Origin of the sequence: Aeromonas sp. QDB30, assembly GCF_027707645.1 — a bacterium.
Lineage (GTDB): Bacteria > Pseudomonadota > Gammaproteobacteria > Enterobacterales > Aeromonadaceae > Aeromonas > Aeromonas caviae.
On the sequence record NZ_JAPCIY010000091.1, the window covers coordinates 1 to 13,279 of the forward strand.

At 63.2% G+C, this 13,279-nt stretch carries 12 protein-coding genes; 7 read left to right on the plus strand and 5 right to left on the minus strand.

The annotated features are described in order from the left end of the window. The coding region (locus tag PG896_RS18790; protein ID WP_270836070.1) for a PAS domain-containing protein at window positions 1-383 on the minus strand (383 nt) is incomplete at its 3' end. Between the two features lie 195 nt (window positions 384-578). On the opposite strand from PG896_RS18790, the gene PG896_RS18795 reads away from it, so the two are divergent. From PG896_RS18795 to PG896_RS18810, 4 genes are all read left to right on the plus strand, one after another. Beyond that, on the plus strand, window positions 579-2,441 hold the full coding sequence (locus PG896_RS18795; RefSeq protein ID WP_043155378.1) for a diguanylate cyclase: 1,863 nt from the start codon (window positions 579-581) through the stop codon (window positions 2,439-2,441). A 243-nt stretch (window positions 2,442-2,684) separates the two neighbouring features. Continuing rightward, window positions 2,685-4,274, plus strand: a complete 1,590-nt coding sequence (gene prfC / locus PG896_RS18800) for a peptide chain release factor 3 (protein ID WP_089503670.1) — start codon at window positions 2,685-2,687, stop codon at window positions 4,272-4,274. A 168-nt stretch (window positions 4,275-4,442) separates the two neighbouring features. After that, window positions 4,443-4,781: a nuclear transport factor 2 family protein gene (locus PG896_RS18805; protein ID WP_043155376.1), complete on the plus strand. Its 339-nt coding sequence runs from the start codon at window positions 4,443-4,445 to the stop codon at window positions 4,779-4,781. Between the two features lie 73 nt (window positions 4,782-4,854). After that, window positions 4,855-5,304 (plus strand): GNAT family N-acetyltransferase, encoded by a 450-nt coding sequence (locus PG896_RS18810; protein ID WP_043155373.1) that lies wholly within the window; start codon window positions 4,855-4,857, stop codon window positions 5,302-5,304. Window positions 5,305-5,482: 178 nt separating this feature from the next. Here the strand turns inward: PG896_RS18810 and PG896_RS18815 are convergent, their stop codons facing one another. From PG896_RS18815 to PG896_RS18825, 3 genes are all read right to left on the minus strand, one after another. After that, entirely contained in the window at window positions 5,483-5,944 is a 462-nt protein-coding gene (locus PG896_RS18815; protein ID WP_039039413.1) for an acyltransferase, read from the minus strand. Continuing rightward, window positions 5,941-6,867 carry a MarR family transcriptional regulator gene (locus tag PG896_RS18820; RefSeq protein WP_043155371.1) on the minus strand — a complete coding sequence of 309 codons (927 nt, stop codon included), beginning with the start codon at window positions 6,865-6,867 and terminating at the stop codon, window positions 5,941-5,943. Before PG896_RS18820 ends, PG896_RS18815 begins: the two co-directional genes overlap by 4 nt. Before the next feature lie 191 nt (window positions 6,868-7,058). Then, on the minus strand, window positions 7,059-8,096 hold the full coding sequence (locus PG896_RS18825; protein ID WP_041214552.1) for an alkene reductase: 1,038 nt from the start codon (window positions 8,094-8,096) through the stop codon (window positions 7,059-7,061). 167 nt (window positions 8,097-8,263) lie between these two features. Here PG896_RS18825 and PG896_RS18830 point away from each other — a divergent pair, with 167 nt between their 5' ends. Continuing rightward, on the plus strand, window positions 8,264-8,830 hold the full coding sequence (locus PG896_RS18830; protein WP_043155368.1) for a TetR/AcrR family transcriptional regulator: 567 nt from the start codon (window positions 8,264-8,266) through the stop codon (window positions 8,828-8,830). Between the two features lie 155 nt (window positions 8,831-8,985). Here the strand turns inward: PG896_RS18830 and PG896_RS18835 are convergent, their stop codons facing one another. Next, the gene (locus PG896_RS18835; protein ID WP_270836071.1) at window positions 8,986-9,897 is read right to left on the minus strand and encodes a LysR family transcriptional regulator; all 912 of its coding nucleotides are present in this window, start codon (window positions 9,895-9,897) and stop codon (window positions 8,986-8,988) included. Between the two features lie 155 nt (window positions 9,898-10,052). Here PG896_RS18835 and aguA point away from each other — a divergent pair, with 155 nt between their 5' ends. Both aguA and PG896_RS18845 read left to right on the plus strand, forming a co-directional pair. Next, window positions 10,053-11,150 carry an agmatine deiminase gene (gene aguA / locus PG896_RS18840; RefSeq protein ID WP_270836072.1) on the plus strand — a complete coding sequence of 366 codons (1,098 nt, stop codon included), beginning with the start codon at window positions 10,053-10,055 and terminating at the stop codon, window positions 11,148-11,150. Between the two features lie 270 nt (window positions 11,151-11,420). Beyond that, window positions 11,421-13,124 (plus strand): amidase, encoded by a 1,704-nt coding sequence (locus tag PG896_RS18845; RefSeq protein WP_270836073.1) that lies wholly within the window; start codon window positions 11,421-11,423, stop codon window positions 13,122-13,124. Window positions 13,125-13,279: the final 155 nt, after the last annotated feature.

Consider the following 13,279-nt stretch of genomic DNA (forward strand, 5'->3'; position numbering starts at 1 on the left):
TTTGGAGACAGCCAGTTTACCAGCACCCTGTCTGTCAACTTCCACTTCCCCAAGATCCCGCGAAGAACCTGATAAAACGGGCTCTTGCCCTCCAGATGGTCGAAGAAGGCCTGCAGCACCTGCTCCCTGTCCTCCGGGTGCAGGTGGGCGCGCCAGACGTCGAAGTGGGCCGACAGCTCCTTGGGCTGGTAACCGAGCATGGAGCCCCAGCGCCGGTTGAAGATGATGAGTTTGCCGGTGGGCACATGGTTCTGCCAGATGCACAGGCCGGTGCCATCCATGGCTGCGTCCAGCTTCTCCCGCGCGTCATCCGCGATGCGTTTGAGACGCTCGTTCTCCAGCAACAACCTGTCGTAAGCCTCCCTCAGCTCCTCGTAGGTCATTCCTCATCCCTTCCCCTGTTCGAAAGCATATATAGTCGATGCACTCTCTCCTTCTGTAAAGAAGGGGATAGGGGAGGCTCTTGTTCGATATGAGGAGTTTTCTCACCCTCTGGCGGCTGTGCGCCCAGAGTCTGTGGGGATATGATGACAGCGGTGAGCGCGGCGTCCGGCCAGTGAAGAGGAGAAAATGTCCGCATGAAGATCCTGATGGGAGGTGGTCTGTTGCTGGGGGTTGCCCTGGCCCAGGCGACGCCACTGGCTGGGGACGAGTTGCAACTGGCGTTGCAGCGACTGGAAGAGTCGACGATGCCGGTGCAGGTGTTTCGCGAGCGCGTCGCCGCCCTGACTGCCGAACAGGCACACTATCCGCTCGAGGTGCAGGGCCGCCTTGCCCGGCTGCAGTGCTGGGCCCAGCCGAGTGAACGAGACGAGGAGTTTCGCCGCGCGGTGGCGTTTGCCGAGCAGGGGCTGGCGCAGGCCCGTGCCCGCAAGGACAGGGTCACCGAGGTGGGGTTGCTCGCCTGCCGCGGGTATCACCGGCAACTGCTCGGCAACATGGCCGGGGCCGGGGAGGATTACGACGCCGCCCTGACCCTGGCTCGCCGACTCGGGGATGAGCGTCAGCGTGCCGACATCCTGAGCCTGCGGGGGGAGATGTACTCCTACCAGGGGGAGCTGGCGGAGGGGCTGATGGATCTCATCGATGCCCACCAGCGCTACGAGGCGCTCGGGCTGGAGGCCAAGGGGCGCGAGGTGCTCGCCAATATTGCCAATGCCTATCGCAGGATGGGGCTCTATGAGCGGGCCGAGAGCTATTTCAAGGAGCTGGAGCACGACTACCGGCAGCTCGGGGTCGAGGAGTACCTGGTGGACATTCACAGCCAGCAGGGGCTCCTCTACATCGACACCGAAGAGTACGACAAGGCGCTGCCCCTGATGGCCGAAGCGGAGCGTTACTATCTGGGGTCAAACCAGGAAGGGGTCCTGGCCTGGAGCCGAATCGAGCTGGCCACCATCCTGCAGAAACAGGGCAAGCCGGACCAGGCCATGATCAAGCTCGATCAGGCGGCAGCCTCCCTTCATCAAGGGGAGGGGGCGGACAGCGTCACCCTGGGCCACTGGCACCTCGTCATGGCCGAGGTCCTCGAGGCCCTGAACCGACCCGGCGAGGCGCTGCGGCACCTGGACGAGGCCGAGCCCATCTTTACCCGGGAGCAGAACCTGCGCTTCCTCGCCCGGGTGCATGAGACACGGGCCCGGGTGCTGGAGCGTCAGGGGCATATCCAATCGGCCCTCACCAGCCTCAAGACCTATGTCGAGACCCGCCAGGCCCTCGAGCTCAGATTGCGGGAACAGCGCTCCTTGCAGATGCGTTTCGAGTTCGATCTCGCCCGCAAGGAGCTGGAAAACCAGACCCTCAGGTCCCAGCAGCAGTTGCAGGCGGAGAAACTCAAGCAGTTGCAGGAGCGGCGCTACTGGCAATACCTGGTGGTGGCCCTGCTGCTGGTGGTGATGGGTACCCTGGTGGTGCACCAGCGCGGGCGCACCCGCAAGATGCAGCGCCTCGCCATGACGGACGAACTGACCGGCATCCACAACCGGCGCCAGATCCAGGCCAAGGGGCGCAAATGGTTCACCCAGGCGCGGGAGGAGGGCAAACCCCTGTGCGTGCTGCTGCTGGATGTGGATCACTTCAAGAAGGTGAACGACCAGCTGGGCCACCACGTGGGGGACAGGGTGCTCACCGCCGTGGCCCAGTGCATCGAGGAGCAGTTGCGCAGCCTCGACAGGGTGGGGCGCAACGGCGGCGAGGAGTTTCTGGTGCTGCTGCCGGATACCCTTCTGGGCGAGGCCGTCGAGGTGGCGGAGCGGATCCGCCTCGCCGTCGCCTGCCTCGAGATTGAGGGGGTGCCTGCGGATCACCCCATCCGCATCAGCATCGGCTGCGCCCAGTACAAACCCGAGGATGACAACCTGGGCGAGCTGGTACGCCGGGCCGACGAGGCCATGTACGAGGCCAAGCTGGCGGGGCGCAACCGGGTGATGACGGCCCGGTGAGGCCGACCCCGGGCCCCGTGATAGCGGGCTGGGTATTTTTCACTCGCGCGGGTATAATGCCGCGCAATTTTGCTTTGATCCGGGGCCAGACCCATGTAATGCAACGCGCTTCTCCTGTCTCCACCGGCGGTCACTGACCCGCCCGCGTGGTGTCGTTGTCTGCATGGGCGCCCTGATTCCAAGGTGCTGTCCCGCATTTTTCCCACGGTGGCTCCAGGCCGCCGCTCAATAGAAGAACGTCGAATTATGTCAGCTGAATTTCTGAGTGAAGTCTCCAAGAGACGCACTTTTGCGATCATCTCGCACCCGGATGCGGGTAAAACCACCATCACCGAAAAGGTCCTGCTGTTCGGACAGGCCATTCAGCGCGCCGGTACCGTCAAGGGCCGTGGCTCGGGCCAGCACGCCAAATCCGACTGGATGGAGATGGAGAAGCAGCGCGGTATCTCCATCACCACTTCCGTGATGCAGTTCCCCTACGCCGACTGCCTGGTCAACCTGCTCGATACCCCGGGTCACGAGGACTTCTCCGAAGATACCTACCGTACCCTCACGGCGGTCGACTGCTGCCTGATGGTCATCGACGCCGCCAAGGGTGTTGAAGACCGGACCCGCAAGCTGATGGAAGTGACCCGGCTGCGCGACACCCCCATCCTCACCTTCATGAACAAGCTGGACCGCGAAGTGCGCGACCCGATGGAGGTCATGGACGAGGTGGAGCGCGAGCTCAACATCATGTGCGCCCCCATCACCTGGCCTATTGGCTGTGGCAAATCCTTCAAGGGTGTCTATCACCTCTACAAGGACGAGACCTATCTCTATCAGAGCGGTCAGGGCCACACCATCCAGGAGAAGCGGGTGGTCAAGGGGTTGAACAACCCCGAGCTGGATGCCGCCATCGGCGACGATCTGGCTGCCCAGCTGCGTGGCGAGCTGGAGCTGGTGCAGGGCGCCTCTCCCGAGTTCGATCACGACGCCTTCATCGCCGGCGAGATGACCCCGGTCTTCTTCGGGACCGCCCTTGGCAACTTCGGTGTCGACCACATGCTGGACGGCCTGACAGACTGGGCGCCAGCCCCCATGCCGCGCAAGGCCGAGAGCCGCGAAGTGGTGGCGACTGAGGAGAAGTTCTCCGGTTTCGTGTTCAAGATCCAGGCGAACATGGACCCGAAACACCGCGACCGTATCGCCTTCATGCGTATCGTGTCAGGTACTTACAGCAAGGGCATGAAGATGCGCCACGTGCGCATCGGCAAGGACGTGAACATCTCCGACGCCGTCACCTTCATGGCCGGTGACCGTGAACAGGCGGTCGAGGCCTGTGCCGGCGACATCATCGGTCTGCACAACCACGGCACCATCCAGATCGGCGACACCTTCACCCAGGGTGAAGATCTCAAGTTCACCGGCATCCCGAACTTCGCACCTGAACTGTTCCGCCGTATCCGCCTGCGTGACCCCCTCAAGCAGAAGCAACTGCTCAAGGGGTTGGTGCAGCTCTCCGAAGAGGGGGCGGTGCAGGTGTTCCGTCCGCTCATCAGCAACGACCTCATCGTCGGTGCGGTCGGTGTGCTGCAGTTCGACGTGGTGGTCTCGCGCCTCAAGAGCGAGTACAACGTCGAGGCCATCTACGAGGCGGTCAACGTCGCCACCGCCCGCTGGGTGGAAGGGACCGACGTCAAGAAGTTCGAGGAGTTCAAGCGCAAGAACGAGGTCAACCTGGCCCTCGATGGGGGTGACAACCTCACCTACATCGCGCCGACCATGGTCAACCTGCGCCTGGCCCAGGAGCGTCACCCGGACGTTCACTTCCGCCAGACCCGCGAACACTGATCACCCTGCCCGCACCCAGCGGGTGGCTGATGACCAGAGAGACCCCGCTTCGGCGGGGTTTTTTGTTATGGGGCGTGTCATTGGAAGGGGCGGCGATCCCCATCCGGGGCTTGATGAATGAATAAAAATCAAGGATAAGTGATTTAAATTTCACCCATGGAGAGAGACATGTCCGTCACCCAACCCGTAGAGGCGCAGTTTGCCGCCTACAATGCCCACGATCTCGATGCCTTCGTGGCCTGCTTTGCCCCGGATTTCAAAGGCTATCGCATGCCGACCGAGACGCCGAGCACAGTCGGCAAGGGGGCGCTGCGAGCCTTCTATGCACAGCACAGATTCAACAACCCGCTGCTCAAGGCCGAGCTGCTGTCACGCACTGTCATGGGCAACAAGGTGTTCGATCACGAGCTGATCCACGGCCTCTCCCCCGAGCCCATCGAGAGCGTGGCGGTGTTCGAGGTGAAGGAGGGTCTTATCCAGACCGCCTGGTTCTATTTCCCCTCTTAAACCCGACACTGTATTTGCCATACGGCCCCATCCTATTGCACCGCTGTGCAGGGAAGGGTGACAAGGAGATGCCATGCAGATATTCCAGGCCACGTTGGCCCACATTGAAGAAACCAGCCGTCTGTTTGATACCTACCGGCAGTTCTATGGGCAGGCGCCGGACAGCGGTGAGGCAACCCGATTCATTGGGGCACGCCTCGGCGCTGCCGATTCAGTCATCTTTCTGGCACGCAACGAGGCGGGAGAGTGTGCAGGCTTTGTCCAGTTGTATCCGGCATTCTCTTCCGTCGCGATGAAGAGGATGTGGTACCTCAATGATCTTTATGTCGTCGAGTCAGCTCGCCAGCAGGGTGTGGCAAGAGCGCTGCTGAAACGGGTGGCCAGCTTTGCCAGGGAGACAGATGCCCTGACCGTCAAACTGGCGACGGCTGTCTCCAATCAACCTGCAAAATTACTTTATGAATCAGAGGGGTATCAAAAGGTAATCGCCTTTGATCACTATACCCAGCGGGTTGGAGCCTGACAGGCGTTATGTGTCACTGTCCATGAGATGAATGGCAAGCGCTCTTCTGGGGAGGCGCGGTGTCAGCCAGGGGCCGTGATACGGGGTAAACGGGTTCGCGGGGTATCGACAGATTGCCTGTCCGGCCCCCTTCTACCCTGCGGGAGAAGGGGGGTGAGGGGAGAATTGGCGCTTCTGGCTAGAAAGTACGCAGCAATCTGGCGGGGTTGCCGGCGTAGGTGCCAGGTACAGTGATGTCCCGGGTCACCACTGCGCCTGCACCGATGACGGCTCCCTGGCATATCCGTACCGGCAAAATGGTGGCGTTTGAACCGATGGATACCCCATCCCCGATGTGGGTTCGGCCCCAACTGGCGGGATCCGGGTCGGGGGCGCCGCTTTGAAAGAGGTCATTGGCAAACATGACGCCGTGACCGATAAAACAGCGCTCACCTATGGTCACATGCTCACAGATAAAGCTGTGGGACTGGATGCGGGTGGCGCGCCCTATGGAGACGTTCGACTGTATCTCCACGAAGGGGCCGACAAAGACATCGTCAGCCAGGGTACAGCCGTAGAGATTGACAGGCTCAACCAGCTTCACCCTTTCACCGAAGCTGACATCTCGTATGCCGACAGAGAGTCGGGTTGGTTCACTCATCTCCCCTCCTTCCCGTCGAGCGCCAGTACCATGCAGATCTCGCAGGCGTCGTGGCCCGTGCAGCCAAGGGGCCCCGGCAGGTGTTCGAAGCCCAGGGATTCATAGAGGGCGGTGGCTTCCCGCAGCACGGCGGTGGTCTCCAGATAGCAGCGCTGGTAACCCAGGGCGCGAGCCTCGGCCAGCGCCTGCAACACCAGCCGCCGTCCCAGCCCCAGCCCTCGCAGGGCGGGCAGGAAGTACATCTTCTGCAGCTCGCACACATCCGCTGCCCCCGCCAGCGGCGCTATGCCACCCCCGCCGAGAATGGCGCCGTCCGGTCCCTCAATCACCCAGTAGCGGCTGCGCTCCCCCTGATAGGTCTCGTGGAGAAAATCGAGGTTGGGATCCGCCACCCCGTACCCCTTGTCGGCGGTGAGGCCGTATTCGGCGGAGACGGCGCGCACCACGGCGGCGATCCGGGGATTGTCGGCCGGGGTGATGGGGCGGATGACGAACCCCTGCTGGCGGCGGGCGCGGGAGAGGGCGCTGCGATAGAGCCGCATGCCCTCCCAGATCTGCTCGCACTCGGCGGGGGAGAGCTGGGCCAGGGCCCCCGCCATGGTCTCGTCCATCTGCCGGTGCAGCTCCTCAAGCTGTGCCTTGCCCGGCTCGGTGAGGCTCGCCTCCTTGCTGCGCCCGTCCGAGGGGTGGGGTTGCCAGGCGATAAGCTCCCGCTCGGCGAGGCGGGCCAGGGGGCGGCTGGCGTTGGACTTGTCGATGCGAAGGCGCTCGGCAAGCTGCTGGTTGGTGGCGGGACCGTTCTCCAGCTCGATGAGCAGGTGGGCCTCCAGGGGGCTCAGGGCCAGCGAGCCGCACTGCTGGGAGAGCATGCCGAGTTCGCGTACCAGTTCCCTCGACAGGGCGCGCAGGGGGCGGGGATCCATGGGGTTGTCTCCTTGTGGTGGCATTTGGTTGTTATGCGCAACCAATACCATCCTTTGGTTGTTGATGACAACTATTTGCGTGAAAAAGGGGACAGGCAGTCAGAAAAAAGGGCCCGGGAGAGGGCCCAAACATTGGAAACCCGCGCGGGGGCGCGGATCCCATCCTTGGTCAGGCAAGGCGCCAGCGAGGGTTAGACCAGCTCGGCCAGCATGGTGTCGGCATAGGGCACCAGGGCGTCGCCCTGCTTCACCTTGGCGAGGTAGTCCGGGTTGGCGATGAGGGGGCGACCGATGGCGACGAGGTCGAAGCGGTCCGCCTCGATGGCCTCGAGCGCGGTCTCGGCGCTGTAGTTGCCCACCCCCACCAGGTGGCCGTCGTAGCGGGCACGCAGGTAGTCGGAGGCGCGGCCGTCCAGGTAGTCGAAGGTGAGGCTGTCATCGAAGATGCCCAGGTGCAGATAGGCCAGAGTGCGCTGGTTCAGCTCGGCCAGCAGGTGGTCGAACACGGCGCGATCCCGGGCATCCCCTTCCAGGTGCACATAGGCGCCGGGGGAGAGACGAAGGCCGGTGCGATCCCCGCCGATGCGGGCGGCGATGGCATCCACCACCTCGAGGGCGAAGCGGCTCATGTTCTCGGGGCTGCCGCCGTAGTTGTCGGTGCGCAGGTTGCTGGCGTGGTGCAGGAACTGATCGATGAGGTAGCCGTTGGCACCGTGGATCTCCACCCCGTCAAAGCCCGCTTCGATGGCGTTGGCGGCGGCCTGGGCGTAATCCTCGACCAGCTGGGCGATTTCGCTCCCGGTCAGGGCGCGCGGCACCTGATAGACCAGCTCGCGCATGCGCGGCACCGTGCCCTCATGGGCGACGGCGGAGGGGGCCAGCACTTCGGCGTGGTGGAAGAAGGGGTGGGAGAGACGGCCCACGTGCCACAGCTGGGCGAAGATCTTGCCACCGTTGGCATGCACGGCGCTGGTCACTTTCTTCCAGCCGGCGATCTGTTCGGCGCTGTAGAGCCCCGGGGTATTGGGGTAGCCCTGCCCGTCCGGACGGATGATGGTGGCTTCGGAGATGATGAGGCCGATGTCGGCGCGGCGGCCGTAGTAGGCGGCCATCTGTTCGGTGGGCACCAGACCCGGGCCCGCCATGCAGCGGGTGAGGGGGGCCATCATGAAACGGTTCGCGAGGGTGAGGGTGTCGTTGAGGCGATAGGGCTGAAACAGGGTATTCATGATCGTCTGTCCTGAGGGAGTGATTCTTGAACGGGCATTCAAGACGTTTTTTGGTTTGCGTGCAAGTATTTTTTGAGCAAGCATTCAACATGGATTGACGGGGGAGGCTGGGGTAAACTTGCCGCCCTGTTTTTTCCGTCCCGCGGGACCTTGCCACCGGAGACCCCATGCGCAGCGCCGAATACGATCGGGATGCCGTCTTGCGAAACGCCATGGAAGCCTTTCGCGCCAAAGGCTATGCCAAGACCACCATGCAGGAGCTGGTGGCCGCAACCGGCCTGCACCCCGGCAGCCTCTATGCCGCCTTTGGCAACAAGCGCGGCCTGCTGCTGGCGGCGGTCGATCACTATGTGGCAGAGAAGGGGGCCCTGCGCCGCCGCTGCCTGGCACAGCCCAGCCCGCTGGCGGGGCTGCACGCCTTCCTCGAGCAGGTGGTGGACGATGCCCTGCAGGGCTCCTGCCTGCTGACCCGCACCCTGATGGAGCTGGCGGAGCAGGACGAGGAGCTGCACCTTCGCTTCAAGGCCATCTACGGCGAGCTGGAACAGGATCTGGCCGGGCAGCTGACCCTGGCAAAGGCGCAGGGAGAGCTGGCAAAAGAGGGGGACATCCCCACCCTGACCGCCTTCTTGCAGGTCCATATCCAGGGACTGGTCACCTTCGCCCAGTGCCACCCCGACCGCCCTCTGCTGGCCGGTGTCGTCGCCCGGATGATGAGCGCCCTGCGGGCGTGATGGCGAAGATGTAAACAACAAAGGCTCCCGCGGGAGCCTTTGTTGTTGCTGGGGATGCCCCTCGCAGCAGGGATTTTGCCCCCTTCTCCCGCTCATTTACAAAAGAATGGGAGAAGAGTTGGGGATGAGGGGGAGGAACTGCCAGTCGCTGCCGCTTAGCCCGGATTCACCAGGTCCTTCATCAACGCCTTCAACCAGGTCAACGCCGGTTGCTGGGCGTGGACCGGGTGCCAGACGCAGTTGAGGTGATAGTCCGGCACGTCGTCGGGCAGGGGCAGGCTTTTCAGCGGCCAGTGGCTGGCGAGCAGCTCGGCCACCATGCTGGGCAGTACCAAGAGGTGGTCGCTCTGGCTCACGATGGCGGCGGCGGACATATAGCTCTGGCTGTTGACCGAGATGGTGCGGCTATGGCCCAGGCTCTGCAAATAGCGGTCGAGGCTCGCCTCCGAGGTGCCGAGCGGCGAGTGGAACACATGGGGCATCTCGATTAGCTGGTCGAGGGTGATGCGCTCCTCCTCCAGCTCCAGGGTGGCGCGCACCAGCCCGGCCAGGGGTTCGGTGAGCCAGGTCTCCTTGCCCAGATACCCCGGTACCTGCATGTACTCGTCAAACCCCAGCACCAGGTCGATTTCGCCGCTCGCCAGCTCGGCTTCGGGCAGGGTATCGCGCAGGATGCGGATTTCGATGGTGACGCCGGGGGCCAGCTTCCTGAGGCGCTGGATAAGGGGCGGGATCAGCACGCACTCCACGTAATCTGTGGTGCAGAGCACGAAGCGCCGCTTCGACTGGCTCGGCTCGAACTCTTCTTCCTCGGTGAGCTGCTGCTCCAGCAGCCGCAGCGCCTGCTGCACCCCGAGATGCAGCCGCTGGGCACGCGGGGTCGGCAGCATCCCCTGCGGGGTGCGTACCAAAAGCGGGTCGCCGAGAAAGGTGCGCAGCCGGTTAAGGGAGTGGCTCATGGCTGGCTGGCTGATAAAGAGCGCTTCGGCGGCGCGGGTGACGCTGCCCTGCGTCATCAGGGCGTCAAACGCGAGCAGCAGATTGAGGTCGAGCTGGTGCAGTTTCATGGGGGGATTATTCGCCGTGTTTATGGGACAATCCATCCTATTCATTTGATGGATGGGGGCGCAACGTCTTAATCTGCGACCCACTCTTATTTTTCCGGGTTCCCGCGCCGCATCTGGCGTAAACGGGGGCCTCAATCCATGCAAGGAGCCTTGCGATGAGCATCAAGACCATTAACTCCACGCCGGCCGCCGACGGCTTCACCATGCCCGCCGAGTGGGCGCACCAGCAGGCCGTCTGGATGATCTGGCCGTTTCGCCCGGACAACTGGCGCGTAGCCGGTCGCTTCGCGCAAGAGACCTTCGCCAAGGTGGCGGATGCCATCGGTGGCGCCACCCCGGTCTTTATGGGGGTACCGGCCCAGTTTATGGAGCAGGCCCGCGCCATCATGCCCGCTCACGTCACTCTGGTCGAGATGAACAGCGATGACTGCTGGGCTCGCGATACCGGCCCGACCATCGTCACCAACGCGGCCGGCGAGTGCCGTGGGGTGGATTGGGGCTTCAACGCCTGGGGCGGTCACAAGGGCGGTCTCTACTACCCGTGGAATCAGGATGAGGAAGTGGCAGCCCAGATGCTGACCCAACACGGCATGGCTCGCTACGATGCGCCGCTGATTCTGGAAGGGGGCTCCATCCACGTTGATGGCGAAGGCACCTGCCTGACCACCGCCGAGTGCCTGCTCAACGAAAACCGCAACCCGCACCTGACCAAAGCGCAGATCGAAGCTCACCTGCGCGACTATCTGGGCGTCACCCGCTTTATCTGGCTGGACGAAGGCGTCTATATGGACGAAACCGACGGCCACATCGACAACATGTGCTGCTTCGTGCGTCCGGGTGAAGTGGCGCTGCACTGGACTGATGACCAGAACGATCCCCAGTACGCCCGCTCCGTGGCCGCCCTCAAGGTGCTGGAAGCGGCGGTGGATGCCAAGGGTCGCAAGCTGAAAGTGTGGAAGCTGCCCCAGCCGGGCCCGCTCTACTGCACAGAGGAAGAGTCTGCCGGCGTCGAGAGCGGCAGCGGTGTGCCGCGCGAGGCAGAAGGTCGTCTGGCCGGCTCCTACGTGAACTTCCTTATCACCAACGATCGCATCGTCTACCCGCTGCTGGATGCCGCCACCGACGGCGAAGCCCAGCGCATTCTGGAAGAGATCTTCCCGGATCACACCGTGGTCGGCGTCCCGGCCCGCGAGATCCTGCTGGGCGGTGGCAATATCCACTGCATTACCCAGCAGATCCCTTCCGGCAAATAAGAACCGGATGACGATCCTGCTGCGAGGCAGTTATTAGAGGCTTATGTGCAGCTCACTTATGTGGAACAAACGGCTCATGTATTCACATACACTCCGGTTCCTGCGCTGCTCTTCATCTTGCTTACGGCCTCTCGCGACGGGTCGTAAACCGGTTCTAGTTAGTATTCAAAACCCCACGCCGTGGGGTTTTATCTCTTGATGACGTGATGGTCGCAGGCGCCGATGCGGCGATCATCATGACAAACAGTCACCCTTTTACAGGAGATCCCCATGATCGAAGTGACCGAGGTTTCCATTGCCGAGCTGCGTGCCGCGCTCGAATCAGGCCGCACCACCGCGGTCGAACTGGTCGAGGCCTATCAGGCCCGGATCGCCGCCTATGACGGCCCCGAGACAGCAACCCGCCTCAATGCCGTCGTGGTGCCCAACCCCGATGCCCTGAAAGAGGCGCAAGCTTCCGATGCCCGCCGTGCCCGTGGCGAGACCCTGGGGCCGCTCGACGGCATCCCCTACACCGCCAAGGACAGCTATCTGGTCAAGGGGCTGACCGCCGCCTCCGGCAGCCCGGCCTTCAAGGATCTGGTGGCCCAGCGCGATGCCTTTACCGTTGAGCGCCTGCGCGCCGCCGGTGCCATCTGCCTTGGCAAAACCAATATGCCCCCCATGGCCAATGGCGGCATGCAGCGCGGCGTCTATGGCCGTGCCGAGAGCCCCTACAACGCCGACTACCTGACCGCGCCGTTTGCTTCCGGCTCCTCCAACGGCGCCGGTACCGCCACCGCCGCCAGCTTCTCCGCCTTTGGTCTGGCCGAAGAGACCTGGTCGAGCGGCCGTGGCCCTGCCTCCAACAACGGCCTGTGCGCCTACACCCCGTCCCGTGGCGTCATCTCGGTGCGCGGCAACTGGCCCCTGACTCCGACCATGGATGTGGTGGTGCCCTATGCCCGCACCATGGCCGATCTGCTGGAAGTGCTCGATGTAGTGGTCGCCGACGATGCCGACACTCGCGGTGATCTGTGGCGCATGCAGCCTTGGGTCAAGCTGCCCAAAGCCTCCGAAGTGCGTCCGGCTTCCTATCTGGAGCTGGCTGCCAAGCCCGATGCCCTCAAGGGCAAGCGCCTCGGCGTGCAGCGCATGTTTATCAACAAGGATGAACTGGCCGGCACCAGCGACAACCCCGGCATCGGCGGCCCGACCGGTCAGCGTATCCATACCCGCGAGACCGTGATTGCGCTGTGGGAGCAGGCCCGTCAGGTGCTGGAAGCCGCTGGCGCCGAAGTCATCGAAGTGGACTTCCCGCTGGTCTCCAACTGCGAAGGGGACAGACCCGGCGCGCCGACCGTGTTCAATCGCGGCATCGTGAGCCCGGAGTTTCTCAACGACGAGCTGTGGGAGCTCTCCGGCTGGGCGTTCGACGACTTCCTGCGCGCCAATGGCGATCCCAAGCTCAATAAGCTGGCCGATGTGGATGGCCCCCAGATCTTCCCCCACGATCCGGGCACCTTGCCGAACCGCGAAGGGGATCTGGCGGCGGGCATGGACGAGTACGTCAAGATGGCCAAGCGCGGTCTCAAGCGTTTCGACGAGATTGCCTCTGTGCCGGACGGCCTGCGTGGTCTGGAGAAGACCCGCAAGCTGGATCTGGAAGACTGGATGGACGGGCTCAAGCTTGACGCCGTGCTGTTCCCGACCGTCGCCGACGTGGGCCCGGCTGACGCGGACGTGAATCCGGCCTCCGCCGATATCGCCTGGAGCAACGGCATCTGGGTCGCCAACGGCAACCTCGCCATTCGCCATCTCGGCGTGCCGACCGTCACCGTTCCCATGGGGGTGATGGCCGATATCGGTATGCCGGTGGGGCTGACCTTCGCCGGCCGCGCCTATGACGACAACAACCTGCTGCGCCTCGCCTCGGCCTTCGAGTCCACCGGCAGCAAGCGGATGGTGCCGCCACGTACGCCACCGTTGATTTGATTACAGTTAGTTCCTGAAAGCAAAGCCAGCCAAGGAGTGGCTGGCTTCGAAAAGTATGTTTCCAACATATTCTATCTACATGTACAGGATCTTTAGCTACAACCAATTGAAATAGATAGAAAAAAGGCTTCGTTTGTGATCTGATTTAATCGCAA

Excerpts from the sequence above, each read along its gene's own strand:
- PG896_RS18795 (WP_043155378.1), top strand. The coding sequence starts at position 579 with ATGAAGATCCTGATGGGAGGTGGTCTGTTGCTGGGGGTTGCCCTGGCC.
- PG896_RS18805 (WP_043155376.1), top strand. The coding sequence starts at position 4,443 with ATGTCCGTCACCCAACCCGTAGAGGCGCAGTTTGCCGCCTACAATGCC.
- PG896_RS18810 (WP_043155373.1), top strand. The coding sequence starts at position 4,855 with ATGCAGATATTCCAGGCCACGTTGGCCCACATTGAAGAAACCAGCCGT.
- PG896_RS18815 (WP_039039413.1), bottom strand. The coding sequence starts at position 5,944 with ATGAGTGAACCAACCCGACTCTCTGTCGGCATACGAGATGTCAGCTTC.
- PG896_RS18820 (WP_043155371.1), bottom strand. The coding sequence starts at position 6,867 with ATGGATCCCCGCCCCCTGCGCGCCCTGTCGAGGGAACTGGTACGCGAA.
- PG896_RS18825 (WP_041214552.1), bottom strand. The coding sequence starts at position 8,096 with ATGAATACCCTGTTTCAGCCCTATCGCCTCAACGACACCCTCACCCTC.
- PG896_RS18830 (WP_043155368.1), top strand. The coding sequence starts at position 8,264 with ATGCGCAGCGCCGAATACGATCGGGATGCCGTCTTGCGAAACGCCATG.
- PG896_RS18835 (WP_270836071.1), bottom strand. The coding sequence starts at position 9,897 with ATGAAACTGCACCAGCTCGACCTCAATCTGCTGCTCGCGTTTGACGCC.
- aguA (WP_270836072.1), top strand. The coding sequence starts at position 10,053 with ATGAGCATCAAGACCATTAACTCCACGCCGGCCGCCGACGGCTTCACC.
- PG896_RS18845 (WP_270836073.1), top strand. The coding sequence starts at position 11,421 with ATGATCGAAGTGACCGAGGTTTCCATTGCCGAGCTGCGTGCCGCGCTC.